Here is a 15,406-nt window from a genome sequence, read left to right on the forward strand (position 1 = left end):
GGGCGGGATCAGAATCACATGCTTGAATTTTCGGTGTTCATCTACGGCCTTTTGACGGGCTTCGTTCTTATTTCGGCCGAGCAGAATCGCCGCGCCGCGCGGCCCAATCCGGCGATGGTAACCGCCGTCGGCTGGGGTCTATTTTCGATGTCCTCGACGCTGGCCGCCTTGTGCGGTGCAGTGGGGATCGCGCTTCTGTTCGGGGTTCCCGTGCCGGGCCTTCCCACCTTTCCCGCATAAAAATACGGGGCGGCCGGATGGCCACCCCGTAAGGGCTTGGGAAGGGTAGAATGAAGTGTCCGTTAGCGGACCGAGCCGCGACGAACGAGGTTCACGATCCCGAGCAGCACGACTGCGCCCAGGAACGAGATCAGCAGCGAGATCGGGCTGAACGCGCCGTCGGTAATCGACGCGCCACCGATCATCGGCGTGATGAGGAAGCCCGCGAGCAGCGCGCCCACGATCCCGACCACGATATTGAGAAAAATGCCCTGTTGGGCGTCAGTACGCATCACGATGCTGGCCAGCCAGCCAAGCACACCGCCCACGATCAGCAGTACAATTAAGTTGATCATCCGATGTCTCCCATATCCGTCCCGGCACGGCCGAGTTACATGCACTACGGTTGAAAACGCCGGACGTTCCGCCCCCGTCCGATTTTACTGACGCCGATTCGCCTGGCGACCGGGAGAGCCGCATGCCCATCTATGCTTTCGAAGACCTGTGCCCGGACATCGATCCCGATGCCTGGGTCGCGCCGAGCGCGGACGTCATCGGCGATGCGCGGGTGGCAGCGGGCGCAAGCGTGTGGTTCGGCGCCGTGATCCGCGCGGACAATACGCCGATCCTGCTTGGCGCGCGCAGCAATGTGCAGGAGGGGGCAATGCTCCATTCCGACCCGGGCGCGCCGCTGACGATCGGGGAGGATTGCACGATCGGGCATCACGCGATCCTGCACGGCTGCACGATCGGCAACCGCGTGCTGGTGGGCATGGGCGCAATCATCCTCAACCGCGCGGTGATCGGTGACGATTGCCTGATCGGCGCCGGCGCGCTGGTGACCGAGGGCAAAGAGTTTCCACCCGGCAGCCTGATCGTCGGCAGCCCTGCCCGCGCGATCCGTGAGGTTGACGCGACGACTCGCGCCGGGTTGCTGTATTCGGCGCAGAATTATGCCGAGCGACAGCGGCGGTTTCGTGCGGGATTGCGACGGGTGGATTGAGCCCCCTCGTCGTCCCGGGCTTGACCCGGGACAGGGCTTCTTCTTTGCGCTTGAACAAGGCAGCCCAGCCCCGGATCAGGTCCGGGGCGACGGAAAATTGATCGCGCGTTTAGAATTCCCGGTACGCCCACCCTTGCCGTTTACGTAAAGCATCTGGACAGGCAATTCGGTTCGTCTATGAAACGGGTATGGCCCTGCCCGCTCTCTTCGATCGCCTGCGGCTGCCCGTCATCGGGTCCCCGCTCTTCATTGTCTCCGGTCCCGAACTGGTCATTGCCCAGTGCAAGGCGGGCATCGTCGGCTCGTTCCCCGCGCTCAACGCGCGGCCGCAGAGCCAGCTCGACGAATGGCTGCACCAGATCACCGAGGAACTGGCCGCGTGGAACCGCGACAACCCGGATCGCCCCGCCGCGCCCTACGCCGTCAACCAGATCGTCCACCGCTCCAACGACCGGCTCGAGGCGGATCTGGTCACCTGCGGAAAATGGCAGGTGCCGATCGTCATCACCTCATTGGGCGCGCAGGAGCAGCTCAATCAGGCGGTGCAAAGCTGGGGCGGCATCGCGCTGCACGACGTGATCAACGATCGCTTCGCGCACAAGGCGATCGAAAAGGGCGCGGACGGCCTGATCCTCGTCTGCACCGGCGCGGGCGGCCATGCCGGGCAGCTCAGCCCGTTCGCCTTCGTACAGGAAACGCGCGCGTGGTTCGACGGCCCGATCGCGCTGTCCGGATCGATCGCCAACGGCAACGCCATTCTCGCCGCGCAAGCGATGGGTGCGGACCTTGCCTATATCGGATCGCCGTTCATCGCGACGGCGGAGGCGAATGCCGAGGCGGATTACAAGCAGGGCATCGTCGCCGGCGGCGCGTCCGATATTGTCTATACAAATCTGTTCACCGGCGTGCACGGCAACTATCTGCGCCAGTCGATCGAGGCGGCGGGGCTGGACCCCGACAATCTGCCCGAGAGCGATCCGAGCAAGATGAATTTCGGATCGGGCGGTAATTCGAAGGCGAAGGCGTGGCGCGATATCTGGGGTTCGGGCCAGGGCATCGGTGCGGTGCGCGCAGTTCAGCCGGTCGCCGAGTTTGTGGATCGGCTCGACGCGGAGTATCGCGCGGCGAAGGCGCGGGTTGCGGGGCTGTCCAACGGCGGGTGGAGCGCCTGACCTAACCAAACCTCGTCACCCCGGCCGTGTGCCGGGGTCCACCGGGCGGCAAGCGCGAAGCAAGAGGCTCGAGCTTTGGATGGGATGATGAGTGAACCCCGGCACAAGGCCGGGGTGACGATTATTTAGAGGATGCCGTTCCCCCTCGTCGCCCCGGGCTTGACCCGGGGCCGGGCTGCCTTGTTTCGCGCGAACTAGGAAGAAGGAGCCCAGTCCCGGGTCAAGCCCGGGACGACGAAAATGAAGATATCGGATAAACCTCAAGCCGCCATACGGCGCGCCTTTTCCAGCTTCTTCATCAACATCTGGCGCTTGAGCCGCGAGAGGTGGTCGAGGAACACGATCCCCTCGAGATGGTCCATCTCATGCTGGATGCAGGTCGCGAGCAGGCCGATGAACTGCTCGTCATGCGGGTTGCCATGCTCGTCCAACCACTTCACCCGGCACGTGGCGGGGCGATCGACATCGGCGAACTGGTCGGGGACCGACAGGCAGCCCTCCGTATAGGTGTTCATTTCCTCGGCGGGATCGAGGATTTCGGGGTTGATAAAGACGCGTGGCGCTTTGATCGGCTTGCCTTCCTCGTCCTCTTCCTCCTGCAAATCCATGACGATGACGCGCTTGGGCACGCCGACCTGAATCGCGGCGAGGCCGATGCCGGGCGCGTCGTACATCGTGTCGAACATGTCGGCGATCAGCGCGCGCAGGTCATCATCGACCTTCTCGACGGGGGTGGAGACGGTCTTGAGACGCGGATCGGGAACTTCGACGATAGGGAGAATAGCCATCGCGCCAATTTAGTGATTTAGCCGTGCGGTCGCAAGATTTGGTTCAAGCGACCGGCCGCCGCGCGCGCAGCGCCTGCGCCAATGTGCCCTCATCCAGATAATCCAGCTCGCCGCCCACCGGCAGGCCGTGCGCCAGCTGGGTCAGCCGCACTGGATAGCCCTCCAGCCGCTCGGCGATGTAGTGGGCGGTGGTCTGGCCCTCCAGCGTGGCGTTCATCGCCAGCACGACCTCATCGACCCCACCCGCCGCGATGCGGTTGACCAGGCTGTCGATCGCCAGATCCTCGGGCCGCACCCCGTCGAGCGCCGAGAGCTTGCCGCCGAGCACATGGAATTTACCGGGGAACAGGCGCGAGCGTTCCAGCGCCCACAGGTCCGCCACTTCCTCGACCACGCACAGCTGCCGCGTGTCGCGACGCGGGTCGGCGCACACCGCGCACGGATCGGTCGTATCGACATTGCCGCAGGTCGAGCAGGTCGCGAGCCGCTCACTCACCGCCTCCAGCGCGCGCAGCAGCGGGTCGAGCGCCGTCTCGCGCTTCTTGAGCAGATGCAACACCGCCCGCCGCGCCGATCGCGGGCCAAGGCCGGGCAGCCGCGACAGGGCTTGGGTGAGGGTTTCGATCTCGGGCGATGCCATGCAATTCCCTCTATCCGTTCGTGCTGAGCTTGTCGAAGCACTGTTCCTGCCGTCGGTGGTTCGGGAGATGGCCCTTCGACAAGCTCAGGGCAAACGGGTTGCGGGGGTGGCCGCGTGGCGACTAGAGCCGCCCCATGCGGATCATCTTCATGGGCACCCCCGAATTCGCGGTGCCGACCCTCAATGCGCTGGTCGAAGCGGGCCATGATGTCATCGCGGCGTATAGCCAGCCGCCGCGTCCCGGCGGGCGGCGCGGCAAGGCGCTGACCCCCTCCCCCGTCCATGCCCGCGCGGCGGAACTGGGGATCGAAGTCCGCACGCCGCTGTCGTTCAGGAAAGACCCCGACGCCGTCGCCGCCTTTGCCGCGCTCAACGCCGATGTCGCGGTGGTCGCGGCCTATGGCCTGATCCTGCCGGTCAGCGTGCTGGAGGCCCCGCGCCTCGGCTGCCTCAACGTCCATGGCTCGCTGTTGCCCCGCTGGCGCGGCGCGGCGCCGGTGCAGCGCGCGATCCTGGCGGGCGATGCGGAGACAGGCGTCGGGATCATGCAGATGGAGGCGGGGCTCGACACCGGCCCGGTGCGGCTGGAGGGGCGTACCCCGATCGACGGCAAGACTGCCGGCGAGCTGACCGCCGAGCTGGCGGAGCTGGGCGCGCGGCTGATGGTGCAGGTGCTCGCCGACTTTGACGGGCATCCGGCGGTGGCGCAGCCGGAGGACGGCGTGACCTATGCGGCAAAGATCGACAAGGCGGAGTCGCGACTCGACTTCGCCCAGCCCACCGAGGCGGTCGAGCGGCAGATCCGCGCGTTCAACCCGCCGGGTGCGTGGTTCGAGTTTGCCGGCGAGCGGATCAGAGTCCTTGCCGCCGACCTTCTCCCTCTCTCCGCTTGCGGGGAGAGAGTTGGGGAGAGGGGCATGATCCTCGACCCAGCAGCACTGCCCCTCTCCCAACCCTCTCCCCAAGGGGGAGAGGGCTTTTGGATCGCCTGCGCCAGCGGCGCCATCCGCCCCACCCTCGTTCAGCGCGCGGGCCGCAGCGTCGTCACCACCCGCGAACTGCTCAACGGCTTCCCGATCCCGCCGGGCACCCAGCTGTGACCCGCTTTGCGCTGACCATCGAATATGACGGCCGCCCCTTCATGGGCTGGCAGTATCAGGATCACGGTCCCAGCGTGCAGGGCGCGATCGAGGATGCGCTGCACGGCATTACCGGGGAGGATTCGCTGGTCCATGCCGCCGGGCGCACCGATGCCGGGGTCCATGCGCTCGGCATGCGCGCGCATACCGAGATCGAGAAGGACATCGCCCCGTTCCGGCTGATGGAGGCGCTCAATGCACACCTCCGCAAGGTGCCGGTTGCGATCCTGGCGTGCGAGGTCGTGCCCGACGACTGGCACGCGCGTTTTTCCTGCATCGCGCGCCATTATGTCTATCGCATCGCCAACCGCCGAGCGCCGCTGACCTTCGATGCGGGGCTGAAATGGCGCGTCCCCGCCGAGCTCGACGCCGATGCGATGCACGATGCCGCGCAGATCCTGGTCGGCACGCACGACTTCACCACCTTCCGATCGGTCCATTGCCAGTCGGCCAGCCCGCTCAAGTCGCTCGACCGGCTGGATGTGGTGCGCGAGGGCGACGAGATCGCGATCCACGCCTCGGCGCGCTCCTTCCTGCATCATCAGGTGCGGTCGATGGTCGGGTGCCTGTCGATGGTCGGGCGCGGGCAATGGAGCGCCGACGATCTGCGCGCCGCGCTGGAGGCCAAGGACCGGGCGCGGCTGGGCCTCAACGCACCGTCAGACGGGCTGTATTTCGTGCGCGCCGACTACCCTAGCGGCTGAACTTCGCCGCTAGTTCGGCGTGCGTCGACCAGCGGAACTGCCCCACCGGCTGCACCCAATCGAGGCGATAGCCGCCCTTGACCAAAGCCTCGGCATCGCGTGCAAAAGTCGCGGGGTTGCACGAGACATAGGCGATCACCGGCGCCTTGCTCGCCGCCAGCTCGACCGCCTGCTCCTTCGCCCCCGCGCGCGGCGGATCGAGGATCACGGCGTCGAACAGGTCGAGCTCCTTCGCGGTCAGCGGGCGGCGGAACAGGTCGCGATGCTCGGCGAACACCTGACGCAGCCCCCGCCCGGCCGCCGCCTTGAGCGACAGGATCGCGTCGCGCGCGCCTTCGCCGGCATACACTTTGGCCTTGGCGTCCATCGCGAAGGTGAAGGTGCCGAGCCCCGCGAACAGGTCGGCGATGGTCTTTGCACCGCCCACTGCCTCACGCACCGCCGCGACCAAAGCCGCCTCGCCCTCGGGCGTTGCCTGCAGGAAGCTCGCGGCCGGGAACGGCACCGCGACGCCGCCGAACGTCACCGTCACCGGATCGGGCTCCCAGCGCGCCTCAGGCCCCATTCCGTCATCGACGCTGAGCCGTCCGAGCGCATGGCGCATCGCGAACGCGGTCACCGCCTCCACGGCCTTGAGGCTGTCGGTCACCAGCCCGTCGACCAGCACGTCCGGCCCCTGATCAGTCAGCGCGAGGTGGACATTGACGCGACGGCTCGGCGGCAGATGCGACGCGAGCAGCCCGCGCAGCGGCTGAAGCAGTGAAAACAGCCAGGGGTCGAGCACTTCGCACTGCTGCACGTCGATCAGCCGATGGCTCGCCTGTTCGGTAAAGCCCAGATGCACCTGCCGCCCGCGTCGCTCGGCATGCAGCGTCGCGCGGCGGCGGGTGCGCGGCGGCGAGAGGATCGGCGCGCGAATCTCGGCGGTCAGGCCGTGCTGCGCCAGCGCGCCGGCAATCCGCCCGGTGAGGAATTCGGCATAGGCAGCATCGTCGAGATGCTGGAGCTGGCACCCGCCGCATTCGGGGAAGTGGCGGCACGGCGGCTCGACATGGCGCGGCCCGCGCGCGACCGAGCCATCGGCGCGCAGCCGGTCCCCTGGCGCTGCCAGCGCGGCATGGCGCCCGTCCGCAGTAACCCCATCCCCGCGTGCGGCAACCCGCACGATTGTTTCGTCTTCACTCATCGCGCACGCTCATAGGCCTGTGGCAAGGCGTCCGCCAGTTCGTCGGCGAGGAAGGATCGGTCGAGCAGCCGCGCGGCCTGCCCGTGCAGCCACACGCCGTTGCTCGCGGCGCGAAGCGGGTCCCAGCTTTCCTGCGCCAGCATCGCGGCGATAGCCCCCGCGAGAACGTCGCCAGTACCGGCGGCCGACAGCCACGGGTTGCCCGTCGGCGCGATGTTCGCCCAGCCATCGGGTCGCGCAATCACCGTGTCCGCACCCTTAAACACCACCACCGCGCCCGAGCGCGCAGCAGCATCCTGCGCGCGCTCGATCTTGCTGCCCTGCCCAGCGCCGAACAGCGCGTCGAACTCGCCTGCATGCGGGGTCAGCACCACCGGCGCAGCGCGATCCTTCAGCGTGGCGAGGTCAAGCAGGTGCAATGCATCGCCATCGATCACCAGCGGCCGGTCGCTCGCCAGCGCGGCATCCAGCTTCTCCCGCGCACGCTCGTCGCGCCCCAGACCGGGACCGATCACCACCGCGCCGATGCGCTGGTCGCTCAGAGCTTCGGCACTCCAGCGCTGGCGGACGATGGCGTGCGGCGGGTTCGGCAAGCCACCGGTCAACAACAGCACATAGCCCGCCCCGGCGCGATAAGCTGCACGTGCGGCAAGCTCCGACGCTCCGTGCATCGGGCCGGACACCACCGCGACCATGCCGCGCGAATATTTGTGGGCATGCGGCTCGGGCATTGCGAGTCGCGGTCTCACCAGCGTGCGCACCTGCGTCTCGCTTTCGCCAAGCCCGATCTCGACGCGCCGCACCGCCCCGCACTGCTGTGCGACGGGCTGCAACAGATGCGCGGGCTTGAGCGCGCCTAGCGCCAGCGTCACGTCGAACGCAGGAAGCGCCGCCCCGAAGCTCCCGCCACCATCGGTTTCGGCCCCGCTCGGCAGGTCCACGGCGATCGACAGCACCGCCTGCACCACCAGTGCGTTGACGATGTCCGCCAGCGCCGGATCGAGCGCGCGGGTCAGCCCCGTTCCGAACAGCGCATCGACCAGCACCGGCGCAGCCTCGGTCGCATCGGACAGAGCCTCAACCGCCCCGCCCCACGCTGCCCGCGCCGCAGCCGCCGCCTCGGTCTTCGGCTCCCCCAACGCCGCCACTCGCACCGGCACGCCCCGGCTGGCCAGAACACGCGCCGCGACATAGCCGTCGCCGCCATTATTGCCCGGCCCGCACAGGATCAGCACCTCGTTGCCCGCCGCCAGCCGGTGGACCCATTCGGCGACACCCGTCCCGGCGCGCTCCATCAGTTCCGCGACGCTCGATCCGGCGGCGATCGCCCGCTCCTCCGCCGCGCGCATCGCTGCGGCGGTCAGCACCGGCGCCCCTTCGGGCACGTTGCGGAACATCAGTCGTCGCCTTGCGGTTTGGGCAGCAGCAGCGCGAGCAACAGCATCCGGCATTCGGCGTCGATCGTGCCGTCGATCAGTTCGGGCCGGAAACGCCGCTGAAACGCCACCGTCGCCGCCAGCGGATCGCGAACGTCATAACCGAATCGCTCGAGCGCGAGCAGAAACCCACCATCGGTCCAGCCCGGGTCCATCAGATTCTTGGTCGGACGGGGCAGCGCCAGCCGCAGCCGCGCCAGCTTGCCCCACGGGAACAGCTCGCCCGGGTCCTGCTTGCGTGCGGGCGCGATGTCCGAATGGCCGACGACATTGCCGCGCGTGATGCCGTAACGGTCCTTGATGTCGGCAACCAGGCGGATCACCGCATCGATCTGTTCGTCGGGATAAGGGCGATAGCCATATTCATGGCCGGGATTGACGATTTCGATCCCCACCGACGCCGAATTGACATCGGTCACGCCGCGCCAGTGCGATCCGCCCGCGTGCCAGGCGCGCTTGTCCTCCGGCACCATCCGCACGACCTGTCCGTCCTCGGCCACCAGATAATGGCTGGAGACGCCGAACTCGGGGTCGCGCAGCCGCTCGATCGCCTCCTCCGCGCTGCGCATCCCGGTATAGTGCAGCACGATCATGCTGATCGGTAACAGCCGCTCGCCGAAATTGGGTGACGGCGTGTCGATGATGTTGAGCTCGGCCCGGTCCTGCATGGCTCGCAGGGATGCGGCGATGCGCGCCGAAACGCAAGCCGGTTGAAACCCGGTGTCAGCCGAACGCGGTCGCTCGCGGGACGCACCGTGCGCTATCGGCGCGATACAGGCCGCGTATTCGGCCGCATGGCGCGAACGCATCGGTCTGGCCGATCACCGTTTCTCCCGCACCCAGCAACAGCGCCCCGCCGTCCCGGATCGCACTGCGCAGCGTCTGGTAGGCGCGGCTGCGCATCGCTGGCGGGAAGTAGAACAGAACGTTGCGACACAGGATCAGGTCGAACTTGCCGGGCGGCGCGGCGTCCTGCGCCAGGTTGTGACGACGGAACTGGATGCGGCGGGCGAGTTCGGGGCGGACGACCCATTCGGTCCCGTCCTGATTGAACCAGGTCATCATCCGCCGGATCGGCAGGCCGCGCTGAATTTCGAACTGCGAGAAGCGCCCCGCACGGGCGCGATCGACCGTCGCCGCCGATACGTCGGTCGCGACGATTTCGGGAAAGGACAGGCCGCGCGTGACATAGGCTTCCTCGAACAGCATCGCGAGCGAATAGGGCTCCTGCCCGGTCGAACAGCCCGCCGACCAGATGCGCATCCGGCGCCCCGGCTGTTCGGTCGCCATCGCGGCCGCCGCCTCGACCACCAGTTCCAGAACACCGGTGTCACGAAAGAATGAGGTTTCGTTGTTGAGCAGCGCATCGACCACCGCATCGGCAAGCGGCCCGGAGGGGGTGGTGGTCAGCTGCGCGATCAGCTGATCGACACTGTCGAGGCCATGCGCGCGCAGCACGGTCTTCAGCGCGGTCTCGATCCGCCATGCACGGTTGGCGGCGATCTGTTGGCCGGTGCGCTGTTCGAGAAGTGCGCCGATGATGTTGATCGCGCCGGACGAAGCAAAGGGCTGGGCCGCGCTCATCAGCGCGGCCGACGCTGGCTGGCGACCATGCGGCCGATCTCGTCGGGGGGCAGCACCGCGCTGGCGCTCGCTGCGACCGCGCCGGGCATGCCCCACACGACCGAGCTGGCGCGATCCTGGGCCAGGATTGCGCCGCCGACATCGATCAGGTGGCGCGCGCCGATCGATCCGTCGCGTCCCATGCCCGAGAGCATGACGCCCAGGCCGCGCTTGCCATAAACTTCGGCGACCGATTCCAGCATCGGATCGACCGACGGCATGCACCCGCTGACGGCGCGCTCATCGGTCAGGCGGATCGCAACCCCGTCGCTGGTGCGGACGCAGCGAATATGGGCATGGCCGGGCGCGACCAGCATCCGACCGGGGCGCACGCGCATATGATCCTCGGCCACCTCGCACGGGCGACCGGCGAGCACCGCGAGCTGCGCCGCGAAATAGCTCATGAACGACGCGGGCAGATGCTGCGTCACCAGAATCGGGACCTCGAAGCTCGGCGGGATCGCGCGCAGCATCTGGCTCAGCGCGTGGATGCCGCCGGTCGAGGCCCCGACTGCGACGATATCGAACTCCTGCGGCACGACGTGTGGCAGACGGCTCGGCCCGACCAGTTCGCCCGCGCGATCGGTGAGGCGCGTCAGCCGCTCTTCCAGCGTTTCGGCGAACTTGCCGGCAAAGCTGCCCACGCCCGGCTTGACCAGCGTGTCGGCGGCACCCAGCGCCAGCGCCTGCACAGCGGCGGCGGCACCGCGTTCGGCGGCAGAGGAGACGACGAGGATCTTCGCCCCCTGCCCCGCGACCAGCAGGTCGGGCAGGCCGGTCAGACCGTGCACGCCCGGCATCTCCAGATCGAGCAGGATCACATCGGCGCGATTCGACGCCAGAAAGGTGAGCGCGCCCGGCACGTTGCTGACCGCCCCGACCACGGCAAAGCCGCGCATCCCCTCGATCATTCGGGCCAGCACCGCGCGGGCGACGGCGGAATCGTCGACGATCAGGATACGAACGACATCGTCGCGCGGATCCGGCTGGATGCCGGCCGCCAGGGAGCTGCCAGACATTGGGACGTGTTCCTTAAGCGACGCCGACGATCTGGAGCTTGCTCTCCAGCGTTTCGCGGTCGAACGGCTTCATCACATATTCGTCGGCACCCGCCTCGATCGCTGCGCGGATATAGGCCATGCCGTTTTCGGTGGTGCAGAACACGACCTTGGGCTTGCTGGCGATGCCGCTGTCCTTGAGCGCGCGCAGGAAATCCATCCCGCTCATCACGGGCATGTTCCAGTCAAGCAACACCACATCGGGCGATGCCTCAAGGCACGCCTCGAGCGCCTCACGTCCGTCGCCGGCTTCGCGTACTTCAAAATTGAGCGTCTCGAGGATGTGCCGGGCGACCTTTCGGATCACCTTGGAGTCATCGACGACGAGGCAGGTTTTCATACGAGACACTTCCCGGTTCTGCGGAACTGATGCCAATATGGAAGAAATACGTAAGTAGGTCGTTAATTGCGGATCATGTGGTCGGCGCAACCAGTCCGGGGACCAGCGCCGCCAGATCGATGGTCAGGATCGGTTCGCCGTCACGCTCGATCAGCCCGCGGCCGGCCTGAGCCCACATGCCCGACAGCGGAACCCCGGCGGCAAGCGGCTGCGACACGAACGGCGCGACATCGTCGAGCGCATCGACCAGCATCGCATAATGATGGCCGTCGACCGGCGTGATCACCGCGCGACCGCCGGCGCCCTCACCTGGCTCCAGCCCCAGCGCCGCGCGGGTGTCGATGACCGTCACCACCCGGCTGCGCAGCGCCGCAAGCCCGCGGACATGGCCCTGCGCCCGCGGAACCGCGACGATATTGCCGATATCGACCACCGATTCGACCTGATTGGCGTCGATCGCGACCGACTGCCCGGCGATCTGCGCGATCAGGAACAGGTCTTCGCTCATCGCATGCCTCCCTGCGCCGCTGCGGCAATGGCGCCGAGCAGCGCCGCGCGATCATAGCGATAGATGGTTCCGTCGTTCCCGCCCCGCTTGCGGCTGCGCAGCCGCACGACCGGTGCCGCTGCGCCAATTTCCGGCTCTGCGTCCAGCGTGAGCACGACTTGGGCCGTCTCACCCGGCGGCAATGTGCTGACGACGCGATAGCCCGCGCCCTCCAGCAACGGCTGGACGAAGGTACCAAGCCACCCGGTGTCACCACCGCCCAACAGGCAGAGCGGCGCGATCGCGCCATCGGCATCGGCCTCACCATGTTCGCCAAACAGCCACATCGGATCGAGCAGCTCGACCGGCTCGCCATCGATCAACGCCACGCCCGCCACGGGACCCGGCGTCATCGCCGGCGCAATCTCCGCCGGCATCGGCACGATATCGGTCGGTTCGGCGATGGCATAGGCAATCTCGCTGATCCCGTCGCGCAGGCGCAGGATCGACCCGGTGCGTTTGAGGTCGGCGCCATCGACCGCCGCGACTGGCACGATCCGGTCATCCATGGTCAGGCGGAGGCGGCCCGCGCTACGATGGATCGCACCCGCGCCGACCTTCTCGATCCGGTCGACAACCTCCAGCGGTACGGCCCGTCGCGCGCCGTCCAGGTCGGCGAACACCAACGCCAGTGCGCCGTCGTCGAGCGCCGCATTCTCCTCCTCGACCTCGACCTCGCGGACCCGTTCAAAGTGCAGCCCGGCGTCGCGCGCGAGCCCCGCGCAATCGAGCAGCAGCATCGGGCAGCCGCTATCGGGCAAGGTCTGCCCGGCATAAATCCCCGTCGCCATGATCGCGGGCGCGGCGGGCTTGATCACCAATTCCTCATTGTCGAGCACATCGTCGACGCGCAGCGCATAGCTGCCCTCGCCCATGCTCACCACCGCAACCATCGGATGCGTGCCGGTCGGGACCGGCTTCAGCCCCAGCTGGTCGGCGAGCACGATCATCGGCAGCCGCCGGTCGCGCAACGTGACCACCCAGGCGCTGCCGATGCGATCGACGCGGATCGCGTCGCTCCGCTCGCTCACGATCTCCTCGATCGCCTGACGGGGGATCGCGAAGGACTGGCCGCCTGCCCCGACCACAATCGTCGGAATGATCGACAGGGTCAGCGGTACATGGATCAGGATGCGCAGGCCGTTGCCCGGATCATTGTGCAGCTCGACCCGCCCGCCAATCTGCTCGATCGCCGCGCGCACCACGTCCATGCCGACGCCGCGCCCGGAAATCTCGGTAACCACGTCCTTGGTCGACAGGCCAGGTTCGAAGATCAGCGCCAGCCTGGCACGCTCGCCCAGCGAGCGCAGTTCGCGCTCGTCGCGGCCATTGTCCGCCAGCTTGCGGATCACCCGCTCGACATCGATCCCGCGTCCGTCGTCGGTCACTTCGACCACGATCTGGTTGCCCGATTGGCGCGCGGAGACGGTCAGGCGGCCATTTTCGCGCTTGCCCGCCGCGCGGCGCTCGGCCGGATGCTCGATGCCATGGTCGATGGAATTGCGGATGATATGGACCAGCGGATCGCGCAGCACCTCGATCATCTCGCGGTCGAGCTCGACCTCGGCGCCCTCGACATGCAGCAGCACCGATTTGCCCAGACCCGCCGCCGTATCGCGCACCATGCGCGGCAATGCGGAAAACAGCGCATCGATCTTCTGCATCCGCGTGCGCGTCACCGTGTCGCGCAGGTCGGCAACGGTGGCCGACATGCGCTCGAGCGCGGCCTCAACCTGCGGATCGACTTCGGCGCTGCGCAGCCGGCGCGACAGTTCGTTGCGCGCGAGCACCATGTCGGACATGCCGCTCATCATGCGATCGAGCAGGTCGACATTGAGTCGCACGCTGCGGCTCTGCGCGCGCTGCGGCACCGGAGCCGTCGGCTGCGCCACCTCGGCGGTCCCGCCCGCCAGCGCGGCGATCAACAAATCCTCTTCGGTATCGTCCAGCGCGGCACCCGCGTCGATCGCCTCGACGATCTCGCCGATCCGGTCGACCACGCCCAGCACGGCATTGACCAGTCCACGGTCCGGCACACGTTCGCCCGCCCGCACATCGGCCAGCACATCCTCAGCCGCATGGCTGAGCCGCGCCAGCCGTGGCAGATCGAGAAAGCCGCAGCTGCCTTTTACCGTATGGACGAAGCGGAAAATGGCATCGAGCCGCTCGCGGTCCTGCGGCGACGCCTCCCAGGCGACGATCTCGCCCGACAGCGCCTCCAGCGTTTCGCGCGTCTCGGCAATGAATTCTTGTAGCAGATCGTCCACAGCCGCCCCCACACGTCCCTGCGGTCATGGCACCGGCACGGTTAACAGGCGGTTAGGACGCAACCCGTGCAGACCGAATATCCTCGGGCCGGACGCGCCAAGTAACGGATGCAACCAACGCGGTCGCCGAGCCGCATTTCCGCGTTACTCCCGTATTTGCACGGAGTCCCCACTCCGCAAAAATGCCTATACTCAAAATAGGATCAAGAGTGTCACGAGGTCGGCAAGGCTTCATCTCTTGCCGGAGGGGGATGACGATGTCGACGCGACTTGACCGGATGCGTCTCAATTGCCGACTGGTCACGCGCGTGCTTGGTGAAGAGGTGTTTGCCGCAACCCTCGATCTGGGTAACCGGCTCCCGTCCGAACTTGCCCGTGCGCGCATGGTGTGCATCCCGATCCTGATTTCGGTCACGCGCGACATGATCGATCGCAAGATGCGCGGCCCGGCGGTTGCGCGCGGCCCGTCGATCAACGCCATCGCCGCGTCGCTCGATCTTCCCTTTGAAACGGCGCGGCGCAATGTTCAGCGCATGGCCGATCTGGGCTGGCTCGCCATCGGCCCGAGCGGCGGAGTTGCGCTGCCCGAACCGATGCCCCGCGCGCTGGCCGAATGGTGCGTCGATCTGGGCCGAAGGCTGCGCCGTGCCGCCGCGACGATGGCGGCGCTGGGCGCGACCGACGCAGCATCGCTGGGTTTTGCGACCTGCGACAATGGCTGCACGCTCGCCGCGCTCGACCTGTTTCTGATCATGGCGGGCACGTCGAACCATTTCGGGCTGCGCTACACCGAGCTGCTGCTGGTCCATTTCGTCTGTTCGGCCAGCGTCGCGCATCTCAACGAACAGCCACCGGGCACGGCCCCCTTCGCGCGGGTCGATACGGTGCCCGACGATACCGAACGCGCATTCGTGCCGATGGCGGAGTTGGCGCGGCTGCTCGGCATTTCCCGATCGACCGTCTACCGGCTCGTATCCGATGCGGAGCAAGCCAATCTGTTCGAGCGCCGCGGCAACGGCGTGCGGGCATCCGACCAGTTTCTCACCAGCGCCCCCTATGTCGAGGCGCTGGAGCTGGTCGCAGGACGCACTGCGACCCTGTTATCGCGGGTCGAGCGGCACCGCTGCGGCATTGGCTGCACCGCGCTGGACCATGTCCTGCGCCGCCCCCGCCCCTGGCGTCAGATTCCGACCCTTTCGAATTGCGCCCAGATCGGTTAATGGCTCGCTTCATGAGCAAACCCGCAACCCTCAACGCAATCGTCGTCGGCCTGACGACCTGACC

The 15,406-nt window shown here is 67.4% G+C and carries 17 protein-coding genes; 6 read left to right on the forward strand and 11 right to left on the reverse strand.

The window, feature by feature from the left end; all coding sequences use genetic code 11:
- Positions 1-33: 33 nt before the first annotated feature.
- Positions 34-240 (forward strand): hypothetical protein, encoded by a 207-nt coding sequence (locus ACRYLO_RS08150; RefSeq protein ID WP_482659702.1) that lies wholly within the window; start codon positions 34-36, stop codon positions 238-240.
- 62 nt (positions 241-302) lie between these two features.
- On the opposite strand, the gene ACRYLO_RS08155 is transcribed toward ACRYLO_RS08150, so the two are convergent.
- Entirely contained in the window at positions 303-575 is a 273-nt protein-coding gene (locus ACRYLO_RS08155; RefSeq protein ID WP_482659703.1) for a GlsB/YeaQ/YmgE family stress response membrane protein, read from the reverse strand.
- 122 nt (positions 576-697) lie between these two features.
- On the opposite strand from ACRYLO_RS08155, the gene ACRYLO_RS08160 reads away from it, so the two are divergent.
- Positions 698-1,222 carry a gamma carbonic anhydrase family protein gene (locus ACRYLO_RS08160; protein ID WP_482659704.1) on the forward strand — a complete coding sequence of 175 codons (525 nt, stop codon included), beginning with the start codon at positions 698-700 and terminating at the stop codon, positions 1,220-1,222.
- Between the two features lie 188 nt (positions 1,223-1,410).
- Positions 1,411-2,394: an NAD(P)H-dependent flavin oxidoreductase gene (locus ACRYLO_RS08165; RefSeq protein WP_482659705.1), complete on the forward strand. Its 984-nt coding sequence runs from the start codon at positions 1,411-1,413 to the stop codon at positions 2,392-2,394.
- 260 nt (positions 2,395-2,654) lie between these two features.
- Here the strand turns inward: ACRYLO_RS08165 and def are convergent, their stop codons facing one another.
- Both def and recR read right to left on the reverse strand, forming a co-directional pair.
- On the reverse strand, positions 2,655-3,182 hold the full coding sequence (def, locus tag ACRYLO_RS08170; RefSeq protein ID WP_482659706.1) for a peptide deformylase: 528 nt from the start codon (positions 3,180-3,182) through the stop codon (positions 2,655-2,657).
- Positions 3,183-3,225: 43 nt separating this feature from the next.
- The gene (gene recR / locus ACRYLO_RS08175) at positions 3,226-3,822 is read right to left on the reverse strand and encodes a recombination mediator RecR (RefSeq protein ID WP_482659707.1); all 597 of its coding nucleotides are present in this window, start codon (positions 3,820-3,822) and stop codon (positions 3,226-3,228) included.
- 134 nt (positions 3,823-3,956) lie between these two features.
- Between recR and fmt the strand changes: the two genes are divergently transcribed.
- Positions 3,957-4,922 (forward strand): methionyl-tRNA formyltransferase, encoded by a 966-nt coding sequence (gene fmt / locus ACRYLO_RS08180; protein WP_482659708.1) that lies wholly within the window; start codon positions 3,957-3,959, stop codon positions 4,920-4,922.
- Positions 4,919-5,665 carry a tRNA pseudouridine(38-40) synthase TruA gene (truA, locus tag ACRYLO_RS08185; protein ID WP_482659709.1) on the forward strand — a complete coding sequence of 249 codons (747 nt, stop codon included), beginning with the start codon at positions 4,919-4,921 and terminating at the stop codon, positions 5,663-5,665. The genes fmt and truA overlap by 4 nt, the downstream gene beginning before the upstream one ends.
- On the opposite strand, the gene ACRYLO_RS08190 is transcribed toward truA, so the two are convergent.
- The 8 genes from ACRYLO_RS08190 to ACRYLO_RS08225 form a co-directional block, all read right to left on the reverse strand.
- Positions 5,655-6,851 carry a class I SAM-dependent RNA methyltransferase gene (locus ACRYLO_RS08190; protein WP_482659710.1) on the reverse strand — a complete coding sequence of 399 codons (1,197 nt, stop codon included), beginning with the start codon at positions 6,849-6,851 and terminating at the stop codon, positions 5,655-5,657. The genes truA and ACRYLO_RS08190 overlap by 11 nt on opposite strands.
- A complete protein-coding gene (locus ACRYLO_RS08195; protein ID WP_482659711.1) occupies positions 6,848-8,248 on the reverse strand; it encodes an NAD(P)H-hydrate dehydratase in 1,401 nt (466 codons plus the stop codon). Before ACRYLO_RS08195 ends, ACRYLO_RS08190 begins: the two co-directional genes overlap by 4 nt.
- Positions 8,248-8,955, reverse strand: a complete 708-nt coding sequence (locus ACRYLO_RS08200; protein ID WP_482659712.1) for an N-acetylmuramoyl-L-alanine amidase — start codon at positions 8,953-8,955, stop codon at positions 8,248-8,250. Before ACRYLO_RS08200 ends, ACRYLO_RS08195 begins: the two co-directional genes overlap by 1 nt.
- A 55-nt stretch (positions 8,956-9,010) precedes the next feature.
- Positions 9,011-9,871, reverse strand: coding sequence for a CheR family methyltransferase (locus tag ACRYLO_RS08205; protein WP_482659713.1), 861 nt, complete (start codon positions 9,869-9,871; stop codon positions 9,011-9,013).
- Positions 9,871-10,929, reverse strand: coding sequence for a chemotaxis protein CheB (locus ACRYLO_RS08210; RefSeq protein WP_482659714.1), 1,059 nt, complete (start codon positions 10,927-10,929; stop codon positions 9,871-9,873). The genes ACRYLO_RS08205 and ACRYLO_RS08210 overlap by 1 nt, the downstream gene beginning before the upstream one ends.
- Positions 10,930-10,942: 13 nt before the next feature.
- Positions 10,943-11,308: a response regulator gene (locus ACRYLO_RS08215; RefSeq protein ID WP_066655511.1), complete on the reverse strand. Its 366-nt coding sequence runs from the start codon at positions 11,306-11,308 to the stop codon at positions 10,943-10,945.
- 73 nt (positions 11,309-11,381) lie between these two features.
- Positions 11,382-11,816: a chemotaxis protein CheW gene (locus ACRYLO_RS08220; protein ID WP_294017336.1), complete on the reverse strand. Its 435-nt coding sequence runs from the start codon at positions 11,814-11,816 to the stop codon at positions 11,382-11,384.
- Positions 11,813-14,122: a chemotaxis protein CheA gene (locus ACRYLO_RS08225; protein WP_482659715.1), complete on the reverse strand. Its 2,310-nt coding sequence runs from the start codon at positions 14,120-14,122 to the stop codon at positions 11,813-11,815. Before ACRYLO_RS08225 ends, ACRYLO_RS08220 begins: the two co-directional genes overlap by 4 nt.
- A 257-nt stretch (positions 14,123-14,379) precedes the next feature.
- Between ACRYLO_RS08225 and ACRYLO_RS08230 the strand changes: the two genes are divergently transcribed.
- A complete protein-coding gene (locus ACRYLO_RS08230; protein WP_482659716.1) occupies positions 14,380-15,342 on the forward strand; it encodes a helix-turn-helix transcriptional regulator in 963 nt (320 codons plus the stop codon).
- Positions 15,343-15,406 lie beyond the last annotated feature (64 nt).

Source organism: Sphingomonas sp. SDUR79, from assembly GCF_056821745.1.

Coding starts and splice junctions, on each gene's coding strand:
- ACRYLO_RS08155 (WP_482659703.1), bottom strand. CDS start 575: ATGATCAACTTAATTGTACTGCTGATCGTGGGCGGTGTGCTTGGCTGG.
- ACRYLO_RS08160 (WP_482659704.1), top strand. CDS start 698: ATGCCCATCTATGCTTTCGAAGACCTGTGCCCGGACATCGATCCCGAT.
- ACRYLO_RS08165 (WP_482659705.1), top strand. CDS start 1,411: ATGGCCCTGCCCGCTCTCTTCGATCGCCTGCGGCTGCCCGTCATCGGG.
- def (WP_482659706.1), bottom strand. CDS start 3,182: ATGGCTATTCTCCCTATCGTCGAAGTTCCCGATCCGCGTCTCAAGACC.
- recR (WP_482659707.1), bottom strand. CDS start 3,822: ATGGCATCGCCCGAGATCGAAACCCTCACCCAAGCCCTGTCGCGGCTG.
- fmt (WP_482659708.1), top strand. CDS start 3,957: ATGCGGATCATCTTCATGGGCACCCCCGAATTCGCGGTGCCGACCCTC.
- ACRYLO_RS08190 (WP_482659710.1), bottom strand. CDS start 6,851: ATGAGTGAAGACGAAACAATCGTGCGGGTTGCCGCACGCGGGGATGGG.
- ACRYLO_RS08195 (WP_482659711.1), bottom strand. CDS start 8,248: ATGTTCCGCAACGTGCCCGAAGGGGCGCCGGTGCTGACCGCCGCAGCG.
- ACRYLO_RS08200 (WP_482659712.1), bottom strand. CDS start 8,955: ATGCAGGACCGGGCCGAGCTCAACATCATCGACACGCCGTCACCCAAT.
- ACRYLO_RS08205 (WP_482659713.1), bottom strand. CDS start 9,871: ATGAGCGCGGCCCAGCCCTTTGCTTCGTCCGGCGCGATCAACATCATC.
- ACRYLO_RS08210 (WP_482659714.1), bottom strand. CDS start 10,929: ATGTCTGGCAGCTCCCTGGCGGCCGGCATCCAGCCGGATCCGCGCGAC.
- ACRYLO_RS08215 (WP_066655511.1), bottom strand. CDS start 11,308: ATGAAAACCTGCCTCGTCGTCGATGACTCCAAGGTGATCCGAAAGGTC.
- ACRYLO_RS08220 (WP_294017336.1), bottom strand. CDS start 11,816: ATGAGCGAAGACCTGTTCCTGATCGCGCAGATCGCCGGGCAGTCGGTC.
- ACRYLO_RS08230 (WP_482659716.1), top strand. CDS start 14,380: ATGTCGACGCGACTTGACCGGATGCGTCTCAATTGCCGACTGGTCACG.